This is a genomic window from Anaerocolumna sedimenticola, assembly GCF_009931695.1.
Lineage (GTDB): Bacteria > Bacillota > Clostridia > Lachnospirales > Lachnospiraceae > Anaerocolumna > Anaerocolumna sedimenticola.
The window spans coordinates 3893257-3915009 of the sequence record NZ_CP048000.1; the positions used below are offsets into that span (position 1 = coordinate 3893257).

Genomic DNA, 21753 nt, shown 5'->3' on the forward strand with positions numbered 1-21753 from the left:
TTTATGTAATAATTTTACTATTTTTTACCATATAAATCAATGTATATTTACAAGGAATAAATAATTACTAAATTAGATGTCCGTTGTGGCAGCTCTGACCTGTATTATTATAATTATTTATTAGTTCAAAATGAAACATTTTTCGACAATTATTAATATAATATAATAGTGATATGGTATCACTAAAATTCATTTAAGGAATTACAAATTATAGAAGTGATTTTCAAATGTAATATAAGTATAAATGAATACATGTTAGGAGCTTCTTATAAAAAATAATTCCGGAAAGGAATATTGTAATGTCTAAACTATCTAAAATATTTCTGAAAAGAAAAAGAATACGTTTAGTCCCCTTTAGGGTTAAAGAAATCATAGAGAATGTTAATGAGATACCACAAGGAGTTCAGATGATTCAGGCTCCTGCAATCTGGGATAAAAGCCGGAAAGGGGAAGGGGTTGTTATTGCGGTCATTGATACAGGCTGCCAGATCGATCACCCTGATTTAAGGGACCGAATCATTGGTGGGAGAAACTTTACAAAAGATTTTAATGGCGACCCGAATAATTTTTCCGATAATAACGGACATGGCACACATGTTGCCGGTACTATAGCTGCTACGGAAAATAATAACGGGTTCTTGGGGTTGCACCTATGGCAAAACTTCTGATTTTAAAGGTACTCGGTAAATCCGGCGGTGGAAACTATCAAAATATTATTGAAGCTATTAATTATGCTATTAAGTGGCGTGGTCCTAAGGGTGAAAAGGTCAGAATTATTTCCATGTCCTTAGGTGGAAGTACGGATGTACCCAAATTACATGATGCTGTAATAAAAGCAGTTAATAATAATATTCTTGTTATCTGCGCTTCCGGTAATAACGGGGACAACAATTATAAAACGGATGAGTTAAATTATCCGGCTGCTTATAATGAAGCTCTATCTGTTGGGGCCATTGATTTTAATAAAAATATAACCAAATACAGTAATTCCAATAATAACGTCGATTTAGTAGCTCCGGGAAATGAAATCATATCAACCTACCTTGACAGTAAATATGCAAAATTAAGTGGAACGTCAATGGCTACACCCCATGTTTCCGGTGCAGCAGCCTTAATTATAAATATGTGTGAAGAGGAATATGGCAGAACTCTTACGGAAACTGAAATCTACGCCCAATTAGTAAAACATACTACTTCTCTTGGTTTGGACAAAAGAAATGAAGGAAATGGTATGTTAGATCTGTCGAAGTAAATTTCCGCTTAACAAAATCTATTGAATTATGATCATCCTCCATTCATAAATAAATGAACTGATTGATAGGTAAAATCTTATCAATCAGTTCATTTTTAGGATTTCCGCTAAAGCCAGCTTCAGTTCTTTGTATCAACGATATTTTTAAAGTCCTTATATAGTTTATCCTGGATCACTGATTTCCTATGATTGTAAATACCGCATTCCCATGCTTTTTTCTGATATTCATACATCATAGCATGTTGAAGATACAATTTTTTCAATGCTCCATAGATTCGTCTGGTATTTTCTATACATACGGCAGCATCTTGTTTATTAAGGTATTCATAACCCGGATTATCAATAGGACAGATGGCCAAAGTACAGCAATTACTTGCCAGACAATCAACTACTTTTTCAGAGAAATTAAATTTTTTTTGTTTTCTGTTTTTTTTATCAAACGCTTCTAAAAGAAGGATAATATCTGCATTTCTATATACCTTTTTAAACTCATCAGCAGTAACCGGCGGTTTAATAAAAGTTTGTATTCCGTCTGCCAACAGATTTTTTTGGTGTTTCGTAATTTTATCTGAAGGATAAATACTTAAAGTCATTCTGGTTGTATTTTTATTCATTTTCTCAAGTGCTTTTTTTATCTGTATTAGTATCTTCCATCGATTATTATTTAAACTTCCTGCATACACTAATTTAACAGGAAAATGTACTTCCTTAATGTTAAAATTATCCCTGAACTCACCGCTTTTCCTTAAAACACCGGTATCAACTTTGAATATGTCCTTATATAAATCTGCTTGTTTCTCTGAGAGGGTATAATATTTCCTGTAAAACTTCATGTTTTTTCTCAGGTCTTTTCTCAGATGAAAACGCCGCAGCCAATACAGAGGTGAGATTTTAAATTGATCCAATAGATATTCATCATCTCCGGAAAAAACTACAATCGGTTTATCCGTAAGGTTTGCTATTACTCTTTCTAGGTTTAGCATTTTTCTGGAAGCCTGCCGCAAACTGAATATAATATCCGGATCAAAATCCTGTATAAAGGAAGAAAGACTGGTTTTATCAAACTTACCCCTCATCCATAAAATATCATTAAAAAAACGAATGGTTTCGGCTGAAGCAGTTTTCCTATGAGGTCTTAAGTACTTATTACTTTCTTTTTTATTTATCTTAATTTTATATTTAGCCTGCTCCTTATCTAACGTAGAAAATTTGACACCTGCTTTTTGTTTGGTAAGTAGGCTTTTTAACATCATCTTATCGGTTATCTGAAAGTATTTACTGCAGCACTTATTTTCCGGTACTCCGGGAGCTAAATATATATTTGCAAGTTCAAAAGCCGAATCATTAAACCAGTTTGAGAGAATATTATTTTTATAAACAGTATCATTCCATACTTCATCCGTTAATAATAACACTTTCATAATACACCATAACCTTTCCATAAATTTTAAGTAAATTGAAGCAGCCTTTTTACTGCAAGAGAACATTTATCTGGTGCAACATAAAATGCAGTAAACATCATCTTATAAGAAAAGGGTGTAATTTGGTTATGTTTTACTTTTTTATAAGCTTTTTTATATAAATTAAGGATTTCTTTCTTGTTTTCGTTATGCTTATCCTTCTTATAATTTGAGTAAAGCCGCATTAAGTAAATGCAATAATATTCCCAGGATAAATCTAATAAACCAATATCTCGTTTTTCAAAAAAGTTTATTCTTTCCTCTAAAATATTGGTAAATACCGATACATTAAATGGTTTCGGCTTTTGATTTGTGTTAAATGGATTATGAAAACTATAATACATTTTTTATCAATACATGTTACAAGATATGATTTGTAAATCAGCTTATAAGTTAAGGATTCCTCACTGAAATTAAATTGTTTATTTTCTGAAACCTGTTCCTTAACCGGAAATCTTTCATTGGCAAACAAGGTTGTTCTGTATAATTTGCCTGCCAGTCCCGACTTTATTTTTCTGCTCATAAACGCATCTTTATTGTTATAAACATAAATTTTTCCATTTTTAGAAACACGGTGAAAACTACTGCCATTTCCATAACAAACGCCGCAGGCGGCAATATCTGTTTTATATTTTAGGCATAAGAAAATCAGGGTTTTTAAATAATCCTTGTAAATAAAGTCTTCACAATGAATAAATGCAACATAGCTGCCGGTCATTACGTCTAAACCGGCATTCCTGGCAGAAGAGATACTTCCATATTCTTTATGAATTACTTTAATTCTTGAATCCAATTTAGCAAAATTCTCACATATTTCAGGGCATTTATCTGGGGAACCGTTATCAATAAGAATAATTTGCAGTTTTGAATAAGTTTGTTTCCGAATACTTTCCACACAACGGTATAGATAATTCTCAGCCTTATATACCGGCACAATAACGCTTACAAGAGGTTTATTTTTCATTTTAACACCCATTGCATGCAGGCTGATGTGGTATTACCATATAATAAAATGATTATGAGCTGTTTCATGTCTTTAATTTTATTTATTTTGAAATCCATATTTTTACCTGATCTACTTTCGAATATCTAATATTAATCTATTATATTCATGATAAATGTAAGATTCTTCTGTTAATCCCTGGAATCTGATAAAAATTTATATTTACTATCAGATGCAATTATTACATTTCCAGTTAGCTAAATTGCTTGTTAAGACGAACCGAAGAAACACGCTTTGGGAGTTTCTTCGGTTCGCATGCGCGTGGGAGTTATTGCAAGTAAGCTTGTAAATCCCACTTTGCTTTCGCGGAAATAAAATACCCGGTATAATCGTAATTCTTAAATACGAAACGTATTTAAATTATTACGAATATACCGGGTATTTATAAAAAGTCTTTTAGCTTATTCCTATCTATATTAATTCATGATCTTTTGCTGCCGTAACACTTATTCTTCTAAATCACTATATAATGCATTAGTAAATATAATTTATATAAGTAATATGATTTGCATAAGTAATATAATTTTCTTATGTAATATAATTTACATAAGTAATATAATTTTCTTAAGTAATACATATTACATATGTAATGTAATTCTATAAGGATAGAATGAAATAAGTTATAAAAAAAGTTATAAAATATCACCTCTTCTAAGCATATAGGTATCATAGGGTTTATCATACTCATACCCTAGTTTTTCTGCAAGATGAACCGATGTCAAATTCGCGGCATCCCAGCTTGGATATAAGCCTTTTTCACGGCAGGCAAGAATTAACGCTGCCCCGGCAATTTGGGCCAGACCTTTATTTCTGAATTCTTCCCGGGTTGCTATTTCAATTTCAATACCGTCATTATAAATTGTATAGGAAGAAGCACCGCTGATTATTTTGCCGTTATAAGTAATAACCCTGCCAATACCTCTGGTTAAATAATCTTCTTTGGATAAAAAATTAGAAACAAAGTCTTTTGACCACGCTTCCTTAAGAGCTTCATCATACCATATTTCATTGATTGGTGATATAGTATATTCATTTGGCAGTTTTCTTACGATAGACCTAAGGTATTCGATATTAAATTCATCTTTCTTTTTCTTAATACTGTAACGTTTGATTTTTTTGCAATTATCACCATAAATCTGTTCTATTTTATCTCCAATCTTAGTATTATCTGTTATTACAAATGCTAAGGGAAGTTCAGTTAAATTAAGAATCTGGCTAATAAGCTGATTCGTCGATTCTTTGGTGGCATCACCGTTAAGGAAACAAAAATCACCGCCTTGTACCATAGCACAGGCCGGATTTTGCAAATCATCGGTAAAAGCTCTGCCCATATGTCCCTGAAGGCAGGTCAGAATCACCGTATCATGCATAGTTATAAAAAATTTTTCTATTTTATATCGGTTCCCTTTTTCAAGTTCTATCAAATCTATTCCTCCTATTCTACATCCGTTTAAACAAATCTCTTCGTTTTAACCCATGTTCTTTCGCTGACATTCTCCAGCCAAAATGTGCTGCCTGTATGTAGGCGAATCTTGGAATATTCATATTAATATATAGATTCTCAGATAATTCATTAGAATTCGATTCCAACCCAGTTAGATTAGATTGAATCTGCTTTAACACACGTTCTAAAGCTATGCTTAAATTCTTTTTTGGGCCGCGTCCTGCCGGTATGTTTTTTACGGATAGCAGCATTCCACCTGAACCTATACCTATTCCCTGTCCCCAGGTCAGGCCTGATTTATATGTCCAATTCTGCATGATCTCCAGTGCAATTTTATTTTGGACTCCCTCATAAAAACCGCAATTAACAAGGGCATATACTATAGCATTCCTACTGCCCTTTGTAGTATAGTAATTTTGTAAGATAGTCAGGACGTTTAAAAGATGGGATGGAATGGAATCTACATAAAGAGGAAATGCAAAAATTAATATGTTACATTGATATAGTTTCTTAAGTTCCACTTCTTCAATCTCCGGTTTATGTATTTCAAATTCATACATTTCCAATTTTTCATCTAAAGTTGCGCTGACATCCTGATTGTTGACTTTTATAAAATCCTTAACCTCACTAAGTAAATATCCTGATGCACTATCCTTAATTTTTGGACTACCATTTATTAATGCTATCTTCAAATTTAATTCCCTCCATTTCATCTAACTTTCTGAAAAACCGAACAGAGGTTTTTGTGTATTCAAATTAACCCCATTTGCTGTAACTAACTTCTCTGCTGTCTTTTGTTCTGCTATGGTTATGTCCGATCCATAAAAATATACGGTCAGATTTAACTTGTTATCATACCGGCTTTTGTGGTGCATCTCACCGTTACGCAAAGTAAAATATGGGTGAACATAGGAGATACTTCTATCCAGAATATTTTTAATAAAGGGGCTATAACAACCGTAACAGCATTTACTGATAATTATTACTTCTTCACTTTTTGAGAATAATTCTCCCATATCACCATAGGAATCCCTGATAATACAAGCTCCAGGAGTTTTAACCCAACAACCAAAACAACCGATGCAGTTGTATATCGGAGCATTTTCGGAAATAACGTTAATACTGCCGCTTATATCCGGAAAATACTTCTCAAAATCCTGGCTTTCCAAATCATGTATAACTGTTTTCATTTTAACAACCCTCCCTGATCTTATAACCACATTTTTCATAAAAAAGTATAACATAATAGTTGATAAAATGATACAGGGAAAACGAGTTGCCTGGAAATAAATTCGTCCTAACAACCCGCTTCTTTATTATCAAATATATAAATAACCAAAACAAATACAACTGATATATCATAAATTGGATATAATTATTATTCCCAAATTACCTCTTTACAGCATAGTAAGGAACAATAATATAACTACCTTCGTGAATCACTTCCGAAGTTAAACCATTACTATACTTAATCTCATCTATATAAGAATTCATATCATCGTATTCCTCGGTAATATACTGACTCGCAATACTCCATAAAGAATCTCCTTTTTCTATCCTTACACTGGTTACATATTTTTCACGGTTTACAGCACGCTCTGCTGTAACTTTTGTGGATATAATACTTAAGGAAAGTATTATACTGCAAGTTATCAGTAATCCAATTAAAATCATAGCTCGTCTTTTCTCTATAAATGTTATTAAATTAGCTGAAAAAGATCTCATCTTCCTGATTTCATAATAATTTCTGTAAGTCATAGAAATACCTCCTTATAATGTATAAATCGAACATATGATACGAACAAACGTTTTCTTATTTGTAATTATACAAAGCAAACATTTGTTTGTCAATACCATTTACGGAAAATTTTATTAAATTAGCGAACATAAGTTTTGCATTTCAATAAAATCTATGATATAATGAAAGCGAAACGGGGAATTGCAGGCTTGCTTGTATTTTCCAACTGGAGCAACAAGATTATGAATACGTTTTATATCCATGATCTAATGGGATAAGTTAATGAGTATTCTATGAAAGAACATCTGATTTTCGATAATTCGATATCATTTAAATAATTAGGAGGTTACTATATGAGTTATGGTAAGATAAGTGCAAAGCAGAGAGAAATCTTAGAATATTTAAAATCACAAATTGTGAACAGAGGTTATCCGCCCGCTGTACGGGAAATATGTGAGGCTGTTAAATTAAAATCTACTTCTTCCGTACATTCCCACTTAGAAACCCTTGAGAAAAATGGATATATCAGACGTGATCCGTCAAAACCCAGGGCAATTGAAATTATAGACGACGGTTTTAATATAACCAGAAGAGAGATTGTTAATGTACCCATTGTTGGAACTATTACCGCAGGACAGCCTATATTAGCGGTTGAGAATCTGGATGGCTATTTTCCCATTCCAACAGAATATATGCCCAATGAAGAAACCTTTATGTTAAAGGTTAAGGGCGAAAGTATGATTAATGTCGGTATATTTGACGGAGATAAAATTCTTGTGCAGAGACAGTCCACTGCTTCTAACGGAGATATTGTTGTTGCACTTATTGAGGATTCGGTTACCGTAAAGACTTTCTATAAAGAAAATGGTTATTATCGATTACAACCTGAGAATGATACCATGGACCCGATTATTGTTCCTGAATTAAATATATTGGGCAAAGTAATTGGATTATTCCGTATGTTTCAATAGTCCGGTAAGATTACATATAACTTTGCCGGTAAAGCTAACAAATACTTGATTTGCTTTCTCGCATAGTTAAAGCCCTGAACCAGTTTTCGAGTAGATACTCTATTGATTGGTCAGGGCTTTTTTAATGCCGTAAAAATACATATAGTAATCAGTAGCTTTTGCTAAACACTTCTTTATACTTCCAGTTGCTCTCTTTCCACTACTTTTCCATCCCTCCAGATTCGTTCCAGATCATAGAACAAACGGTCTTCTTTCGAAAATATATGAACTACAACATCACCATAGTCTAACAGAATCCAGCTTGCAGAACGGACTCCTTCAATTCGTTTTGGCTCATATCCGTGTTTTGCCAAAACCTGTTGTACGTTATCCACTAATGCCTGAACCTGCGAAGAGTTGGTACCATTGGCTATAATAAAATAATCAGCGATAATGGTTATATCACCTATTTCTATCACTTTAATATCTTCTGCTTTTTTTTCATCTAATGCATTATAAGTAATCCTTGCTATCTCTTTCGAAATTTTATCCATTTAAATCTCCTTTCAATGTCATATATTTTCAGGCGATTGCGAAACGATATAGTTTTCTGATACACCATACAATTAATACGAATTTCACAGCTTCAGCTGCCTTTTAAATACAATAGCCTTGTTTCGCAATTACCTATCCTATATTCTGATTTTATAATATTCATATGCATCTACTGTTAATTGGTCAATTTCCTGACCTTCTTTTTCCAAATACGAAAGGGTATTTTCCAGTATATCAACTGTTGCCTTGTTTAAATCGTAAAATGCGGTCTGCCTTATGGAATTTAATGCAGGAATCCGTTTTGAAGAACGGTTTGGCTCTATATAATCGGCAACAAAAATTATCATTTCCAGTAGCGTCATATCCGGTTTACCGGTAGTATGATAATAAATTGCCGAGAGGATCTCTGTATCAGTAACACCATACTTATGCTCTGCATAAAAAGCGCCGAGTTTGCCGTGAAGCAAGAACCCGTTACGATTTTCCACCTCGGTAATTGGCAGTTTATACTTTCTGCATTCTGCGATTAATTCCTCATCTTTCATATCTTTCGCACAATCATGGAGTAAACCTGCTAAGTTAGCTTTATCCATGTCATAACCGTATTTAATTGCCAAAGCAAAACTCATACCTTGAACGCCCAGAGAATGATAAAATCTCTTCTCTGTCATAATTGCCGTTAAACTTTTCTGTAAAGCTAAGATGTCATACTCCATTGTTGTCCTCCACTATAGCATACAGGTTATGATCCGTAATATATCGAACCACCTGATCCGGAACATAATACCGAATTGATTTGTTTAACCTTATATTTTGCCGGAGCATTTTAGAGGAAATATCCATATTTGGGGTACTTAATAAATGAATTTTTGCCTCATATTTATTTGCTAAATAGTCAACCTGCTTGTCTAATTCTTTTCTGGTTGCATGATCTCTTACAGCTGCTACAATATTGGTCAGACTAAATATATTTTGCGGATGCCACCAATCCTCTATTTGAAATAAAGAATCCGCCCCCATAATAAAATAAAACTCATCCATAGGATATTTTATATTTAATTCTGCCAAAGTATCTGCTGTATAAGTGATGCCTTCCCGTTCCAGTTCTAATGAGGATAGTTCAAAGTGAGGATTATCTTTAATTGCCAGGTCTATCATCTGAACCCTGTGCTCATCCTTTACTATACTCTCATGGAGCTTATGAGGCGGTTTTTTGGATGGCATAAAAAGTACCTTATCCAGTTTACATTCATCATATGCATTTTCAGCCAATATCAAATGGGCGAAATGAATTGGATTAAAGGTTCCACCCATAATTCCTATTTTACTCATCAGGCTTTCCTTTCGTACAAATCAATTATTATTTCTTCTTTTTGTCAACCGGAAGTTCAATTTTCTTTTTCTCTTTAGATTCACGATATAAAACTATTTTTTTACCTATGACTTGTACTACTTCAGAATGGGTTCTTTCTGCTATAATCTGAGCTATTTCACCCGGATCATCCAGACAGTTTTTTAATACATTTATTTTTATTAATTCCCTGGCTTCTAAAGCTTCATCCAAACCTTTTGTAATTTCCGGTGTCAGACTTGACTTGCCAACCTGATATATGGGATCAATATTCATTGCTAATCCTTTTAAATAAGCTCTTTGCTTACTTGTCATTATTTAATCTCCTTATTCTTTTACTTATAATTAGGTAAGTGCGAAACTATCCGGTTTTCCGAATATACCATACAATTTATACAAATTTCGTAGCTTCAGTTGCCCTATGGGCAAAATTCAGCTCCGAAATTGCATTAATAGCATGGTATATATATGCAACAATGGTGTTTCGCAATTAGTTATTACTTATAATAATCAAAATGAAGACCGTACATTCTCACCGTATCGCCTTCCTGAATGTTTAAGGCTTCCAATTCATCCAAAATTCCGCTTTCCTTTAAGAAACGCTGGAAGAATTCAAACCCTTTTTCTGAATCCAAGTTGGTATATCCAAGCATACGCTCGATTCTTGGTCCTTCCACGGCAAAAAGGTGCTCTTCTTCCTGTACTACCGTATAGGGCTCGTTGGAGAAATCAAGTTCTTCAGGGAAGAATTCCCGTTCAAAAATAACAGGTGCCGTATCGATAGAATCTAATAATTCCCTGACATAATAAAGAAGTTCCTTAACTCCTTTTCCGCTGACAGCAGAAATAGGAAATACCCTAATTCCTTTTGGTTCAAATTCATTTTTTAACTTAGCTACCGCCTGCTCTTCCTCTTCTCCATACAAGACATCCAGCTTGTTTGCTGCAATTACCTGTGGCCGATGCGCCAAATCTTCATTATAAGCTTTTAACTCTGCATTAATGGTATTAATATCTTCTATTGAATCTCTTCCTTCCGTAGAAGCTGCATCTACCATATGGATAATAACTTTGGTACGTTCAATATGCTTTAAAAATTCATGGCCTAAACCAATCCCTTCCGAAGCTCCCTCAATTAATCCCGGGATATCTGCCATTACAAAGCCGTCGCCGCCCTCTAGATCTACTACACCTAAATTAGGATTAAGAGTTGTAAAATGATAGTTGGCGATTTTCGGCCTTGCATTCGTTACCCTGGATAAAAGTGTTGATTTACCTACATTAGGAAAACCAACCAAACCAACATCGGCAATTACTTTTAACTCTAATGTTACGTTTAATTCCTTACCGGATTGTCCGGGCTGAGCATATTTCGGAACCTGCATGGTGGGAGTTGCATAATGCTGATTGCCTTTTCCGCCGTTACCGCCCCTTAAAATAACTTCTCTCCGGTTATCGTGGGACATATCGGCTATTACTTTACCGGTTTCGGTATCCTTAATTACGGTACCTTCCGGAACTTTAATGACTAAATCTTCCCCATCCTTGCCATGACAGCGTTTTTTACCACCATTTTCGCCATCCTCGGCACTGAATTTTTTTACAAAACGGAAATCTGACAATGTATTTAAACCTTCATCCACTTCAAAGATTAAATCACCGCCTTTTCCACCGTCGCCACCGTCCGGTCCGCCGGCAGGTACATATAATTCCCTGCGGAAACTTACATGGCCGTCGCCGCCTTTTCCGGAACGTATATATATTTTAGCACTATCTGCAAACATTGTATTTCACCTCTTTTTCATGTGTTTTATTATAATCGGATTTAGCAATAATTACAAGAAAAAATACGTTTCGAGTAATTTTTGTAACTTGTTATTATTTATTAATATAACTAAAAATGAACCCCATATTCATGATTTAATCAAGAATTTGGGGTTCATAATCATCTCATATTATTTAGATTCTACTGGATAAACAGAAGCTTGTTTCTTGTCTCTGCCTTTTCTTTCGAAACGAACAACACCGTCTACTAAAGCGAATAATGTATCATCTCCGCCACGTCCAACGTTATTGCCTGGATGAATTTTAGTACCACGTTGTCTGTAAAGTATATTACCAGCTAAAACGAATTGTCCGTCAGCTCTTTTCGCACCTAATCTTTTGGATTCGGAATCTCTACCGTTCTTAGTAGAACCAACACCCTTTTTATGAGCGAAAAATTGAAGGTTCATCTTTAACATAACCTACACCTCCTTGAATGTTTGGCTGCAGAATTGATCATCAACCCTGCTAAATCAACTTAATATATTCCTGACCATAATCCTCTCTTATTCCTTGTATACCAAGAAATAAAGAGTTCAATAATAAACTTGACTCATTACTAAGTTTTGAAACAATCTTGAAATCTATCTCGCCTTTATTCTCATCTTCCTTATAATCAAAGGTATCTGAAGTAAAATGTTCTATAGAATTCACAGTATTAATTACCAGAGCCGATACGGCCGCACATACAATATCCTGTCCGCTTTCCGCAAACCCTGCATGTCCTAAGCACCGGAAACCAATAATTTTACTTTCTGCATTCTTATAAACGGATATTTTAATCATATCACTTACCTGTGTGGTATTAATTATGCATTGATTTTTTCAATCTTAACCTTAGTATATGGCTGTCTGTGACCGTTTTTCTTGTGATATCCGGTTTTTCTCTTGTATCTGTAAACGATAACCTTTTTGTTTTTACCTTCTTCAACAACGGTTGCTGTAACGGTTGCATTAGCTACAGTAGGATTTCCTACTACTAATTCACCCTTGTTTACTACAAGAACTTGATCAAATGAAACAGTTGAACCAGCTTCTACACCAAGCTTTTCTACTTTAATGATATCGCCTTCGGCTACTTTGTACTGTTTACCACCTGTTGCTATAATTGCGTACATATGGCACCTCCTATTATCATTACTCGCCAACTATGGTATCTGTTATTTATAAAAATACAGAATTTTAGAACCTCGTTGTGCGGCACACTAAAGTATATTAGCATATAAGACATTATTTGTCAATACATTTTTCAAAACAGACCGCTTCTTCATTGTCGGTATATTTACCATAATTCTCTATTTGATGGTATCCCAAGGCTTCATAAAATAAAACCGCGTTTTTATTTATTAATCGAGTTTCCAGCCTAAGCGCCTTATAACCCAGATTTTTTGCCTCTATTTCAAGCTGAGTTAAAATTGCTCTCCCTATACCGGAACCCTTATACATTGCATACATTCGTTTCACTTCAGCCGTTTGCTCATCCAGGGGACGTATTGCTCCGCAGCCGATAGCTTCACCTTTCTGATTATAGGCTGTAATAAATAAACTGCGAGTCACTTTAAAATCAGCAGAATAATAGGAACTTCGTCCACTGCTGCCGGTTAGTGCTTCCAGGTAATCGGATAATTCATCCATTAATGCTAAAGCTTCTGCGGAATCCGGGTCTGTTTTCCTTAAATATGCCACATTATTCTCATTTTCATTGATTTTATTGTTATCTTTATTATCCAATTTACTAATAAAATCATCCCCTTATCAATTCATATTGAAAGAATACTAATTTCAGTTAATTCAATTTATACTAACAGTTTATTTCCTCATATAGGAGTTTTTCATATCCCTTATTATTGGAAGATTGATTACTACCTTGGCACATAAATCCCTTTTCATTGTCAATTATTATAAACTGTAATTCATCAAATGATTCAGAAAAATTAAAACTGCCAGTTAACTACATATCCTTTATATAGTATAACTCATATTTTATAAAATGAAAATAAAATATCATACTCCTTTACAGATAGTTGCTATAATGATTTGACTGTATTATAATACATAGGATAAATAGAAAGGCGGATATTACCATGAGTGAACCAACCATTCAATTATATAATCAGGACAGTTATATGAAAACATTCCAGGGTACTGTTTTAACCTGTGTGAAGCAAACGGTAGAAGGGCAGCCGGATAAACCAAGTTATATTGTTACGTTAGATGTTACGGCTTTTTTCCCGGAGGGAGGCGGACAAGCTTCCGATACGGGAAGTATTAATGGTATAACAGTTACAGATGTACAGGAAGACGACGGAATTATCTATCATACCATGGTGGCCCCGCTTACCGTTGGTGAAACAATTACCGGAGAGATAAATTGGAATAGGCGTTTTGACTTTATGCAGCATCATACGGCGGAACATATTATTTCCGGTTTCGTTCATAAATATTTTGGCTATGATAATGTAGGGTTTCATTTAGGCAGTGAAGTAGTCACTATCGATTTTAATGGTAGTTTAACAGAAGAAGATATTAGAAATATAGAACTAAAAGCAAATCAGGCTGTATATGAAAATATTCCAATCAAGGTCAGTTTTCCAAATCCCCAGGAATTAAAAGAACTGGATTACCGAAGTAAAATAGAGCTTTCCGGTGATATCCGAATCGTAACCATTCCAGGTTGTGATATCTGCGCCTGCTGTGCACCCCATGTAGCTTTAACCGGTGAAATAGGCGGAATTAAAATAACCTCCTTCCAGAAATATAAAGGCGGGATCAGAATCAATATGTTATGCGGAACCCGGGCACTTAAAGATTATAATAAGAAAGAAAAGAGTGTAACGGATATATCTGTTTTATTATCTGCTAAACCAGATGAAGTCCAGGATGCTGTAAAGAACATAAAAAATGAAAATCAAACTCTAAAAGGCCAATTATTAAATTTACAGAACCAAATATTAGTATATAAAGCTGCTGCCTTTCAGACTGGAACCGATTCCATCTGTATTTTTGATAACGATGTGGCAGCTGCTTCTTTAAGAACTTATGGAAATCTGCTTATAGAACATTGTGAGGGAATCTGTGCAGTATTTACAACTACTGATGAACAGGAATACAAATATGTACTTTTATCTAAAACAATTGACGTACGCCCTATAGGTAAAAGGCTGAATGAATCATTTGGAGGAAAAGGCGGCGGTTCCAAAGAGATGGTTCAGGGCTCAGTCAAGGGTAAGAAAGAGGATATAGAGGCCTTTATCAATAATATTAAGTAAAAATAACTGCATTTCCGGAATTCTTTTATTTTCGCGAAAGCAAAGTGAGAATCAGCAAGCTTGCTTGCAATAATTCGAACGCGCACGCGAACCGAAGAAACTCGCCAAGCGTGTTTCTTTCGGTTGTGCAATTAAACCGTGACGTATAGTTTGTGAAAACGGAGTTTTCACAAACTGAACAGAGAAAATAGTTAAGCTGTTTTCTACGATCTTATTCAATTCCGTCAACATTGGGATGCATGTAATCAGGATTAAATCTTTCCATTTTTTTTACCAGAGATACAAATTCATCTTTATATTCGTCCCTTTCCGTATTTATCCTGCTTAAGTTATCTAAGATCATATCATAAGAAGAAGTTCCTTTCCATTTACTGTCCCTTAATAACATTCCAAATGAAGCCACAGAACTTGCAAAGGTCAGATTATCCGGCATGGATTTTGTGTAAATGCCTGCATCAACCGATACGGACATAAGTTTACTCTTATTTTTATCCGGATCTTTATACCGTATATTAATGGTAAGCCACTCTTTGCTGTTCGCAAAGCCGGGTAATTGTTCTTTGGTTTGATATTTTAATTCGGTTTCCGGTATGTCCTGCCTGGAATCTGCGGTAAGCAGTTCATAAAGAGCAGTTACCCGGTGTCCCGCCCCTATTTCACCGGCATCTTTCGTATCATCTTCAAAATCTTCCGTATTTAATAAACGGTTTTCATAACCGATCAAACGGTAACCTTTAATTTGTTCCGGATTGAATTCTACCTGAAGTTTCACATCCTTGGCAACAGTAAATAAGGTACCTCCCATTTCTTCTACCAAAACTTTTTTCGCTTCCAGAAGTGAATCGATATAGGAATAATTTCCGTTACCATTATCCGCTAAGGCTTCCATTTTATTATCCTTTATATTTTCCGTACCAAATCCCAGGACGGACAGAAATACACCGTTTTCCCTTTTCTCTTCTATCAATCTGGTGAGGGCTCCTTCACTGGTAATACCTACATTTAAATCTCCGTCCGTCGCCAATATGACCCGGTTATTACCGCCTTTGATATAATATGCTTCTGCTAATTCATAAGCCTTCTCAATTCCGGCTGAACCTGCGGTACTTCCGCCTGCTGTCAAATCTTCGATTGCAGAAGAAATTTTCATCGTTTCATCTCCTCTTGCCCCCTCTAACACTACCCGTTCTTCTCCGGCATAGGTAACGATGGAGATCCGGTCATTTTCATTCAAATTTTCTGTTAGCATAACAAATGCTTTCTGCATAAGAGGCAATTTATTTGCTTCATCCATGGAACCGGATACATCCAGTAAAAATACAATATTAGAACTGGGACATTCCTTCCTATCAATATCTTTTGCTTTTAAACCGATTAACAACAGCTTCGCATTTTCATTCCAGGGACAATCGGATAATTCGGTATTAACGGAAAATGGGTTGCCTGACTCTGGTTCTTTATAATCATATTTGAAATAATTAATCATTTCTTCTAATCTTACAGCATCGGGTTCTACCGGTTGATTTTCATAGATCATCCTTCTGATATTACTGTAGGAAGCCGTATCCACATCAACAGAAAAAGTAGATAACGGATTATTTAAGACAGAAACAAAATCATTTTCCACAATGGCTTTATATTCTTCCGTATTATAATTTCCTAAACCATTATTTTCTTTATCTAATAAGGTTCCCATTCCATACTCATCTACCTGGACTTTATCCTCTTCCACGGCTATTCCGTCTGTTCCGGCAATTCCTGTATTACTATCAGCTTTATCACGAACAGCAGATGAATCCATGACCTGGTTTTGTACCTGACTTTCTGATAGAACCGTATTGACACTATTAGCTTGGCCTCCCGAAACATTCGTACCGGTAGCGGAATCCGGGATTTCCATATTAGCTTTTTTACCGGAACACCCTGTTATGCTGATTACGATTAAAATCAATACCAAAAATAAATGGATAAAGTAATTCTTTTTCTTTTTCATAAACAATCCTCCTATATTGAATTCACATTGCTGCTAATTAGACGAATTCAAATGGAATTTCGTTCCATTTATTTATAGAAAAATGGATAAATTTTTGCATGTTCTACAAAAGATAAGTGGTTTAACCTTTGATTACAACGCATCCATAAAAATAAATATAAAATTATGTTAATCTGCAATTATTGAAAATAAAAGTATTTAAATTAAATTAGAAAAAAACCTAATCGGCTCATTCCCAAATAGAACCAATTAGGTTTTGAATTTTATAAAATTTGCATATATTTTACTGAATATACCTGAGCAGGTTAAAATTGAATTAATCCGTCAAATCAAAAAAGGCAGCATTTGTATATTCTCTTAACTGTTCCGGATTAATAATAATCTGGCAGCCCCGGACTCCGGCGCTAACTGTTATTTCATCAAAAAGGATTGCTGTTTCATCAATAAAAGTAGGATATTTTTTCTTCATACCAACAGGAGAACATCCGCCCCTTATATATCCGGTAAGCCCTAATAAATCCTTAACATGAATCATCTCGATTTTTTTATCACCTACGGCTGCGGCAGCTTTCTTTAGATTCAATTCGGCATTTACCGGTAAGCAGAATACAAGGATTCCTTTTTTCTCTCCTTTTGCCACTAATGTTTTAAAAACCTGTTCTGTCGGATAACCGATTTGTTTTGCTACATGTTCCCCTGAAAGATCATTTTCATCTACTTCATACTCCAATGTTTTATAACTGATCTTTGCCTGATCGAACAAACGCATGACATTTGTCTTTATCATATGGTATCACTATCCTTACTATTTCTTATTTATTAGGTAATTGAAACAGCATAATTGTGCTTAAAGGTTTCGCAATTAGCTGTCTTTTTTATAATTGCTCATACAGAGGTTTTCTTACCTTCTTTCTGGTTACCTCCACCAGATTAAGAGCTGTCATATCAACCAATGTAGTTTTAATTGGATCGCTTTTAAATAATTCTTCCAATTCATTCATCAAGCGGTTTTTATATTCCTGTTCATCCATATCGATAAAATCAATTATAATAATCCCGGATAAATTCCGAAGTCTGATTTGTTTGGCAATTTCTATGGCAGCCTCCATATTTATCTTATAAAAAGTATCCTGTGCTTTCTTTTTACCACTGATTGCCTTGCCCGTATTCACATCAATTACGGTTAAAGCCTCAGTAGGTTGTATGATAATCGTTCCTCCTGACTTTAACCAGACTTTTTCCCGTAATGCGTTATCGAGTTTTGTACGGATACCATAAAGATTACCAAGGGTAATTAATTTATCTTCATATAATTTAAGTTTTGGTAGATCTTCTTTTTGATAACTTTTTAAATAGGAATAAATATTTCATATAAATCCGGTTCATCCGTTTGTATTTCGTTGATTTTATCTGCAAACCCATCACGGATATCACAGATAAACCCTGGAGGTGTCTCATAGATAAGAGAAAAAGTTGTTTTATGAACACCAAATTCTTTTATTTCTTCATATTGCCTGATTAGTTCCGTTACTTCTTCCTGTATCCGTTCTGCAGGTTTATTTACTGCATTTGTCCTGATGATAAAACCGTAGGTTTCCTGTTTAAATGGTTTCATAATTTCTTTTAAACGTTTCCGTTCGTTTTCATCATTAATCTTTGAAGATACCCCCAAAGTAGATTTACCATGGATTAAAACAACATATTTTCCTGTAAAATTTAGATTCGTTGTAACAACCGGTGCTTTGGTTTTCACATCTTCCTTGGATATCTGTACAAGTATTTCGTCCCCAATTACAATTCGGTCCGTTTTCTTTGGTTTCACGTAGATAGGTCCGGGGTTTTCTTCTATTGCTAAATAACACATTTTGCCGCCCGTTATTTCCACAAAGGCTGCATTTATATTTTTTACGATATTCTTTACTTTACCGATATAGATATTACCCAAAATACTTTGTTTATCCGCTTTATCCAGATTTACCTGAAGCATGTCATTTTCCGCAAACACTGCGGATACAATATGATTATCCAGTTTTGTAATGATTAATTTATGATTCATGGTAACTCCCGAAACGATCTAATGGAATAAGTTTTCTGTTAATTTCATCACCAAGATCCGCATATACTTCTAACCGGTGGACCTGAAATGCAAATGGTTTAAATTCCACTCCTGTATATTGGCAAAATGCTTCCATCACCAACTCCGGTTTCAGATTATTCACACTACCGGTTGCCAGCTGCATATATACTTTAATTCCGTTCTCATAAGTTTCAGCGACGGTTTGTATATTTTTTGTTTCGGATACGGAACCTTTACTTTCCAGAAATTTATCCTCTTCAAAAGCTATATGATAGATCATTGGTTTAATATCAACTATATTTTCACTCTTTTTTGATTTTTTGGTAATGGTAATATTCTCTTGCTTAAAAAACGCCGTAAAATTCTGTTCAAATACTGCCTTATCCATAAAATCATAATCATCTTTTAAGGAGAGCAGATAATCCGCTCCTGCAACGATGGACATGGCATTTTTACTATTGTCCGGTAAAATTTTAAAATCCACAATCCGGATATATTCATTCATAACATCATTTATTTTCTGTATCATCTGATCAGGAGCTTCACAGGATATCATGGACACATCCAGATATTCTCCGTCGCTGGTTAAACCGACACCTAAAGGGGCCGCAAAAGACATTAATTGATGGGGGCTGTAACCCTGGGAATATTCCACGTCTAATTCTGCTCTGCGAAAAGCTTTTTGGAAATAACGCATAACATCCAGATGACCGATAAATTTTAAAGGACCTGATTTACTAAACTTTATACGAACTTTCATTATACAGTAACCTCCTGTCCTTTTTCTTCATAACAGACTCCGCCGTTAAATACCTTAGCACCGCAGTCAGCGCAAGCTCTTCTGCAGTTTGGCGTTACCTTTTCATGAATTCCTCTGTTGTATTCCCGCCATAAAAATTCCTTTGTAACACCTACATCAATAAAATCCCAAGGCAAGTTTTCCTCTTTCACTCTTTCCCTGCTGGTATAAAAAGGAATATCTATATTATTTTCTTCAAATGCTTTTATCCAAACATCATATTTAAAATACTCTGACCAGGAATCATAGAGGCAGCCTGCTTTATAAGCATCAAAGATAACTTTACTTAACTTACGGTCACCTCTTGCAAATACTCCTTCTAAAATACTCACTTCTGCCTCATGCCAATTATACTTTATGCTTTTACGGTTTAATTGATCATTAATCTTCCCGCGTAAAAAACGCTGTTTTGCTATATATTCCTCCGGTGTATCCATTCTGGCCCATTGGAATGGGGTAAAGGGCTTAGGCACGAAATAAGAAGTACTGGCAACAATACTGACTTTACCGTTTCTCTGATCTTTAGGAATGGTATAATATTCTCTTGCTATTTGATCGGAAAGGACAGCGATTCCCTCGATATCTTCTTCCGTTTCCGTAGGTAATCCAAGCATAAAATATAATTTCACACGATTCCATCCGCTTTTAAAAGCATCCATGGCACCATTTAATATATTCTCTTCTGTTAAGCCCTTATTAATAACATCGCGAAGTCTCTGGGAACCGGCTTCCGGAGCAAAGGTTAAACTGCTTTTCCTTACATCCTGTACTTTGCTCATAACATCTAATGCAAAAGCATCAATACGAAGAGAGGGTAAGGAAATGTTAACGCCTTTCGAACTGAATTCCTCAATCAAATAGTATACTAATTCCTGAAGGGCAGAATAATCGCTTGAACTTAACGAACTCAAGGAAATCTCTTCATGTCCGGTAGCTTTTAACATCTGATAAGCATAGTCTTTTAAAAATGCCACATCCCGCTCCCTTATGGGTCTGTAGATCATACCTGCCTGGCAGAAACGGCATCCGCGGATGCAGCCTCTTTGGATCTCTAATACAACCCTGTCCTGAGTAACTTTTATATAAGGTACCAAAGGTTTTTTCGGATAAAAAGTATCACTCAAACTCATTTCAACCTGTTTGCGGATTTTATCCATGGCATGTCCATTTGTTTTATAAAACGTTTTAATCGTATTATCTTTGTTATATTCCACTTCATAAAATGACGGAACATATATGCCTTCAATTTTTGCAACTTTCTCCAGGTAATCCTTTCGGCTGCCGCCATTTTTCTTATTTTCCTTATAAGCATCTAATATCTGGTCATAAACGGTTTCACCCTCACCGATATAAAAGAAATCAAAGAAATCGGCAATCGGTTCCGGATTATAGGTGCACGGTCCTCCGCCTAATATAATGGGGTCATCCTCACCCCTGTCTTTGGCATAGATAGGAATCTGAGACAATTCAAGTATCTGCAGAATATTTGTATAACACATTTCATATTGTAAGGTAATCCCTAAAAAGTCAAAATTTTTAATGGGATCCTGTGATTCTAAAGCAAACAACGGAATCTGTTTTTCCCTTAATATTTTATCTAAATCAACCCAGGGAGAATATACTCTTTCGCAATACGTATCTTCTCTTCGGTTAAACATATCGTATAATATCTGAATTCCAAGATGGGACATACCTATTTCATATACATCCGGAAAACACATACAAAATCGTATATCTATCTTATCCAAATCTTTTTGAACCATATTGATCTCATTACCGATATATCTGGCAGGCTTATCAACGGTTAATAAGATTTCATCGGATAGTGCTAATTTTTTCATTTTTACCTCCATTCCTGCGCAAGTTTTATGCGCCTTTGAAATTTGCTCCGAGAATTACGCCGGTACAAATTTCTGAGGTTGAAAGTGAATTTCTTTCAACCTTTGTAGCCAATCCTTAGAAAAACACATTGGTTAACATAATATAATTATGTAAATCAATGTGTTTGGAACAGCAATGACTGAATAGTCACCATTAT

23 protein-coding genes and 1 pseudogene are annotated in these 21753 nt (G+C 34.9%); 3 read left to right on the forward strand and 21 right to left on the reverse strand.

The features are described 5' to 3' along the window. The first annotated feature begins 407 nt into the window (after positions 1 to 407). Positions 408 to 1252, forward strand: a pseudogene (locus Ana3638_RS17300) (S8 family peptidase). A 119-nt stretch (positions 1253 to 1371) separates the two neighbouring features. Here the strand turns inward: Ana3638_RS17300 and Ana3638_RS17305 are convergent. The 6 genes from Ana3638_RS17305 to Ana3638_RS17330 form a co-directional block, all read right to left on the reverse strand. Next, positions 1372 to 2673, reverse strand: coding sequence for a glycosyltransferase family 1 protein (locus tag Ana3638_RS17305; RefSeq protein WP_161839153.1), 1302 nt, complete (start codon positions 2671 to 2673; stop codon positions 1372 to 1374). A gap of 301 nt (positions 2674 to 2974) precedes the next feature. Next, on the reverse strand, positions 2975 to 3676 hold the full coding sequence (locus Ana3638_RS17310; RefSeq protein WP_161839154.1) for a glycosyltransferase family 2 protein: 702 nt from the start codon (positions 3674 to 3676) through the stop codon (positions 2975 to 2977). 671 nt (positions 3677 to 4347) lie between these two features. Beyond that, positions 4348 to 5139, reverse strand: coding sequence for a GNAT family N-acetyltransferase (locus Ana3638_RS17315; protein WP_161839155.1), 792 nt, complete (start codon positions 5137 to 5139; stop codon positions 4348 to 4350). 16 nt (positions 5140 to 5155) lie between these two features. Then, entirely contained in the window at positions 5156 to 5851 is a 696-nt protein-coding gene (locus Ana3638_RS17320; protein WP_161839156.1) for an NAD(P)H-dependent oxidoreductase, read from the reverse strand. 21 nt (positions 5852 to 5872) lie between these two features. Beyond that, on the reverse strand, positions 5873 to 6349 hold the full coding sequence (locus Ana3638_RS17325) for a hypothetical protein (protein WP_330587631.1): 477 nt from the start codon (positions 6347 to 6349) through the stop codon (positions 5873 to 5875). A 199-nt stretch (positions 6350 to 6548) separates the two neighbouring features. Beyond that, positions 6549 to 6917 (reverse strand): LysM peptidoglycan-binding domain-containing protein, encoded by a 369-nt coding sequence (locus Ana3638_RS17330; RefSeq protein WP_161839157.1) that lies wholly within the window; start codon positions 6915 to 6917, stop codon positions 6549 to 6551. Positions 6918 to 7250: 333 nt separating this feature from the next. On the opposite strand from Ana3638_RS17330, the gene lexA reads away from it, so the two are divergent. Further along, positions 7251 to 7868, forward strand: a complete 618-nt coding sequence (gene lexA / locus Ana3638_RS17335; RefSeq protein WP_161839158.1) for a transcriptional repressor LexA — start codon at positions 7251 to 7253, stop codon at positions 7866 to 7868. A 173-nt stretch (positions 7869 to 8041) separates the two neighbouring features. Here the strand turns inward: lexA and rsfS are convergent, their stop codons facing one another. From rsfS to Ana3638_RS17380, 9 genes are all read right to left on the reverse strand, one after another. Next, on the reverse strand, positions 8042 to 8401 hold the full coding sequence (gene rsfS / locus Ana3638_RS17340; RefSeq protein WP_161839159.1) for a ribosome silencing factor: 360 nt from the start codon (positions 8399 to 8401) through the stop codon (positions 8042 to 8044). 138 nt (positions 8402 to 8539) lie between these two features. Continuing rightward, entirely contained in the window at positions 8540 to 9118 is a 579-nt protein-coding gene (gene yqeK, locus Ana3638_RS17345) for a bis(5'-nucleosyl)-tetraphosphatase (symmetrical) YqeK (RefSeq protein ID WP_161839160.1), read from the reverse strand. Continuing rightward, a complete protein-coding gene (gene nadD, locus Ana3638_RS17350; protein ID WP_161839161.1) occupies positions 9108 to 9734 on the reverse strand; it encodes a nicotinate-nucleotide adenylyltransferase in 627 nt (208 codons plus the stop codon). The genes yqeK and nadD overlap by 11 nt, the downstream gene beginning before the upstream one ends. A 28-nt stretch (positions 9735 to 9762) precedes the next feature. Then, positions 9763 to 10068 (reverse strand): ribosome assembly RNA-binding protein YhbY, encoded by a 306-nt coding sequence (gene yhbY / locus Ana3638_RS17355; protein ID WP_161839162.1) that lies wholly within the window; start codon positions 10066 to 10068, stop codon positions 9763 to 9765. A gap of 182 nt (positions 10069 to 10250) precedes the next feature. After that, complete coding sequence (gene obgE / locus Ana3638_RS17360; RefSeq protein WP_161839163.1) at positions 10251 to 11537, reverse strand: GTPase ObgE; 1287 nt, start codon at positions 11535 to 11537, stop codon at positions 10251 to 10253. Positions 11538 to 11708: 171 nt separating this feature from the next. Further along, the gene (gene rpmA, locus Ana3638_RS17365) at positions 11709 to 11996 is read right to left on the reverse strand and encodes a 50S ribosomal protein L27 (RefSeq protein WP_161839164.1); all 288 of its coding nucleotides are present in this window, start codon (positions 11994 to 11996) and stop codon (positions 11709 to 11711) included. A 49-nt stretch (positions 11997 to 12045) separates the two neighbouring features. Then, positions 12046 to 12363, reverse strand: a complete 318-nt coding sequence (locus tag Ana3638_RS17370) for a ribosomal-processing cysteine protease Prp (protein ID WP_161839165.1) — start codon at positions 12361 to 12363, stop codon at positions 12046 to 12048. Positions 12364 to 12386: 23 nt separating this feature from the next. Beyond that, a complete protein-coding gene (gene rplU / locus Ana3638_RS17375; RefSeq protein WP_161839166.1) occupies positions 12387 to 12695 on the reverse strand; it encodes a 50S ribosomal protein L21 in 309 nt (102 codons plus the stop codon). Positions 12696 to 12807: 112 nt separating this feature from the next. After that, positions 12808 to 13308, reverse strand: coding sequence for a GNAT family N-acetyltransferase (locus Ana3638_RS17380; protein ID WP_246240323.1), 501 nt, complete (start codon positions 13306 to 13308; stop codon positions 12808 to 12810). Between the two features lie 353 nt (positions 13309 to 13661). Here Ana3638_RS17380 and Ana3638_RS17385 point away from each other — a divergent pair, with 353 nt between their 5' ends. Continuing rightward, positions 13662 to 14846: an alanyl-tRNA editing protein gene (locus tag Ana3638_RS17385; RefSeq protein WP_161839167.1), complete on the forward strand. Its 1185-nt coding sequence runs from the start codon at positions 13662 to 13664 to the stop codon at positions 14844 to 14846. Between the two features lie 211 nt (positions 14847 to 15057). On the opposite strand, the gene Ana3638_RS17390 is transcribed toward Ana3638_RS17385, so the two are convergent. The 6 genes from Ana3638_RS17390 to Ana3638_RS17410 form a co-directional block, all read right to left on the reverse strand. Continuing rightward, positions 15058 to 16839, reverse strand: coding sequence for a vWA domain-containing protein (locus Ana3638_RS17390; protein WP_161839168.1), 1782 nt, complete (start codon positions 16837 to 16839; stop codon positions 15058 to 15060). Positions 16840 to 17155: 316 nt separating this feature from the next. Continuing rightward, positions 17156 to 17626, reverse strand: coding sequence for a Cys-tRNA(Pro) deacylase (ybaK, locus tag Ana3638_RS17395; protein ID WP_161839169.1), 471 nt, complete (start codon positions 17624 to 17626; stop codon positions 17156 to 17158). An 88-nt stretch (positions 17627 to 17714) separates the two neighbouring features. After that, positions 17715 to 18203: a ribonuclease E/G gene (locus tag Ana3638_RS25795; RefSeq protein ID WP_281352952.1), complete on the reverse strand. Its 489-nt coding sequence runs from the start codon at positions 18201 to 18203 to the stop codon at positions 17715 to 17717. Further along, positions 18188 to 18895: a ribonuclease E/G gene (locus tag Ana3638_RS25800; RefSeq protein WP_281352840.1), complete on the reverse strand. Its 708-nt coding sequence runs from the start codon at positions 18893 to 18895 to the stop codon at positions 18188 to 18190. Before Ana3638_RS25800 ends, Ana3638_RS25795 begins: the two co-directional genes overlap by 16 nt. Continuing rightward, positions 18885 to 19676, reverse strand: coding sequence for a TIGR03936 family radical SAM-associated protein (locus Ana3638_RS17405; protein ID WP_161839170.1), 792 nt, complete (start codon positions 19674 to 19676; stop codon positions 18885 to 18887). The genes Ana3638_RS25800 and Ana3638_RS17405 overlap by 11 nt, the downstream gene beginning before the upstream one ends. After that, positions 19676 to 21556: a TIGR03960 family B12-binding radical SAM protein gene (locus tag Ana3638_RS17410; protein WP_161839171.1), complete on the reverse strand. Its 1881-nt coding sequence runs from the start codon at positions 21554 to 21556 to the stop codon at positions 19676 to 19678. Before Ana3638_RS17410 ends, Ana3638_RS17405 begins: the two co-directional genes overlap by 1 nt. Between the last annotated feature and the right edge of the window lie 197 nt (positions 21557 to 21753).

Coding starts and splice junctions, on each gene's coding strand:
- Ana3638_RS17305 (WP_161839153.1), bottom strand. CDS start 2,673: ATGAAAGTGTTATTATTAACGGATGAAGTATGGAATGATACTGTTTAT.
- Ana3638_RS17310 (WP_161839154.1), bottom strand. CDS start 3,676: ATGAAAAATAAACCTCTTGTAAGCGTTATTGTGCCGGTATATAAGGCT.
- Ana3638_RS17325 (WP_330587631.1), bottom strand. CDS start 6,349: ATGAAAACAGTTATACATGATTTGGAAAGCCAGGATTTTGAGAAGTAT.
- Ana3638_RS17330 (WP_161839157.1), bottom strand. CDS start 6,917: ATGACTTACAGAAATTATTATGAAATCAGGAAGATGAGATCTTTTTCA.
- lexA (WP_161839158.1), top strand. CDS start 7,251: ATGAGTTATGGTAAGATAAGTGCAAAGCAGAGAGAAATCTTAGAATAT.
- rsfS (WP_161839159.1), bottom strand. CDS start 8,401: ATGGATAAAATTTCGAAAGAGATAGCAAGGATTACTTATAATGCATTA.
- yqeK (WP_161839160.1), bottom strand. CDS start 9,118: ATGGAGTATGACATCTTAGCTTTACAGAAAAGTTTAACGGCAATTATG.
- nadD (WP_161839161.1), bottom strand. CDS start 9,734: ATGAGTAAAATAGGAATTATGGGTGGAACCTTTAATCCAATTCATTTC.
- yhbY (WP_161839162.1), bottom strand. CDS start 10,068: ATGACAAGTAAGCAAAGAGCTTATTTAAAAGGATTAGCAATGAATATT.
- obgE (WP_161839163.1), bottom strand. CDS start 11,537: ATGTTTGCAGATAGTGCTAAAATATATATACGTTCCGGAAAAGGCGGC.
- rpmA (WP_161839164.1), bottom strand. CDS start 11,996: ATGTTAAAGATGAACCTTCAATTTTTCGCTCATAAAAAGGGTGTTGGT.
- Ana3638_RS17370 (WP_161839165.1), bottom strand. CDS start 12,363: ATGATTAAAATATCCGTTTATAAGAATGCAGAAAGTAAAATTATTGGT.
- rplU (WP_161839166.1), bottom strand. CDS start 12,695: ATGTACGCAATTATAGCAACAGGTGGTAAACAGTACAAAGTAGCCGAA.
- Ana3638_RS17385 (WP_161839167.1), top strand. CDS start 13,662: ATGAGTGAACCAACCATTCAATTATATAATCAGGACAGTTATATGAAA.
- Ana3638_RS17390 (WP_161839168.1), bottom strand. CDS start 16,839: ATGAAAAAGAAAAAGAATTACTTTATCCATTTATTTTTGGTATTGATT.
- ybaK (WP_161839169.1), bottom strand. CDS start 17,626: ATGATAAAGACAAATGTCATGCGTTTGTTCGATCAGGCAAAGATCAGT.
- Ana3638_RS25800 (WP_281352840.1), bottom strand. CDS start 18,895: ATGAATCATAAATTAATCATTACAAAACTGGATAATCATATTGTATCC.
- Ana3638_RS17405 (WP_161839170.1), bottom strand. CDS start 19,676: ATGAAAGTTCGTATAAAGTTTAGTAAATCAGGTCCTTTAAAATTTATC.
- Ana3638_RS17410 (WP_161839171.1), bottom strand. CDS start 21,556: ATGAAAAAATTAGCACTATCCGATGAAATCTTATTAACCGTTGATAAG.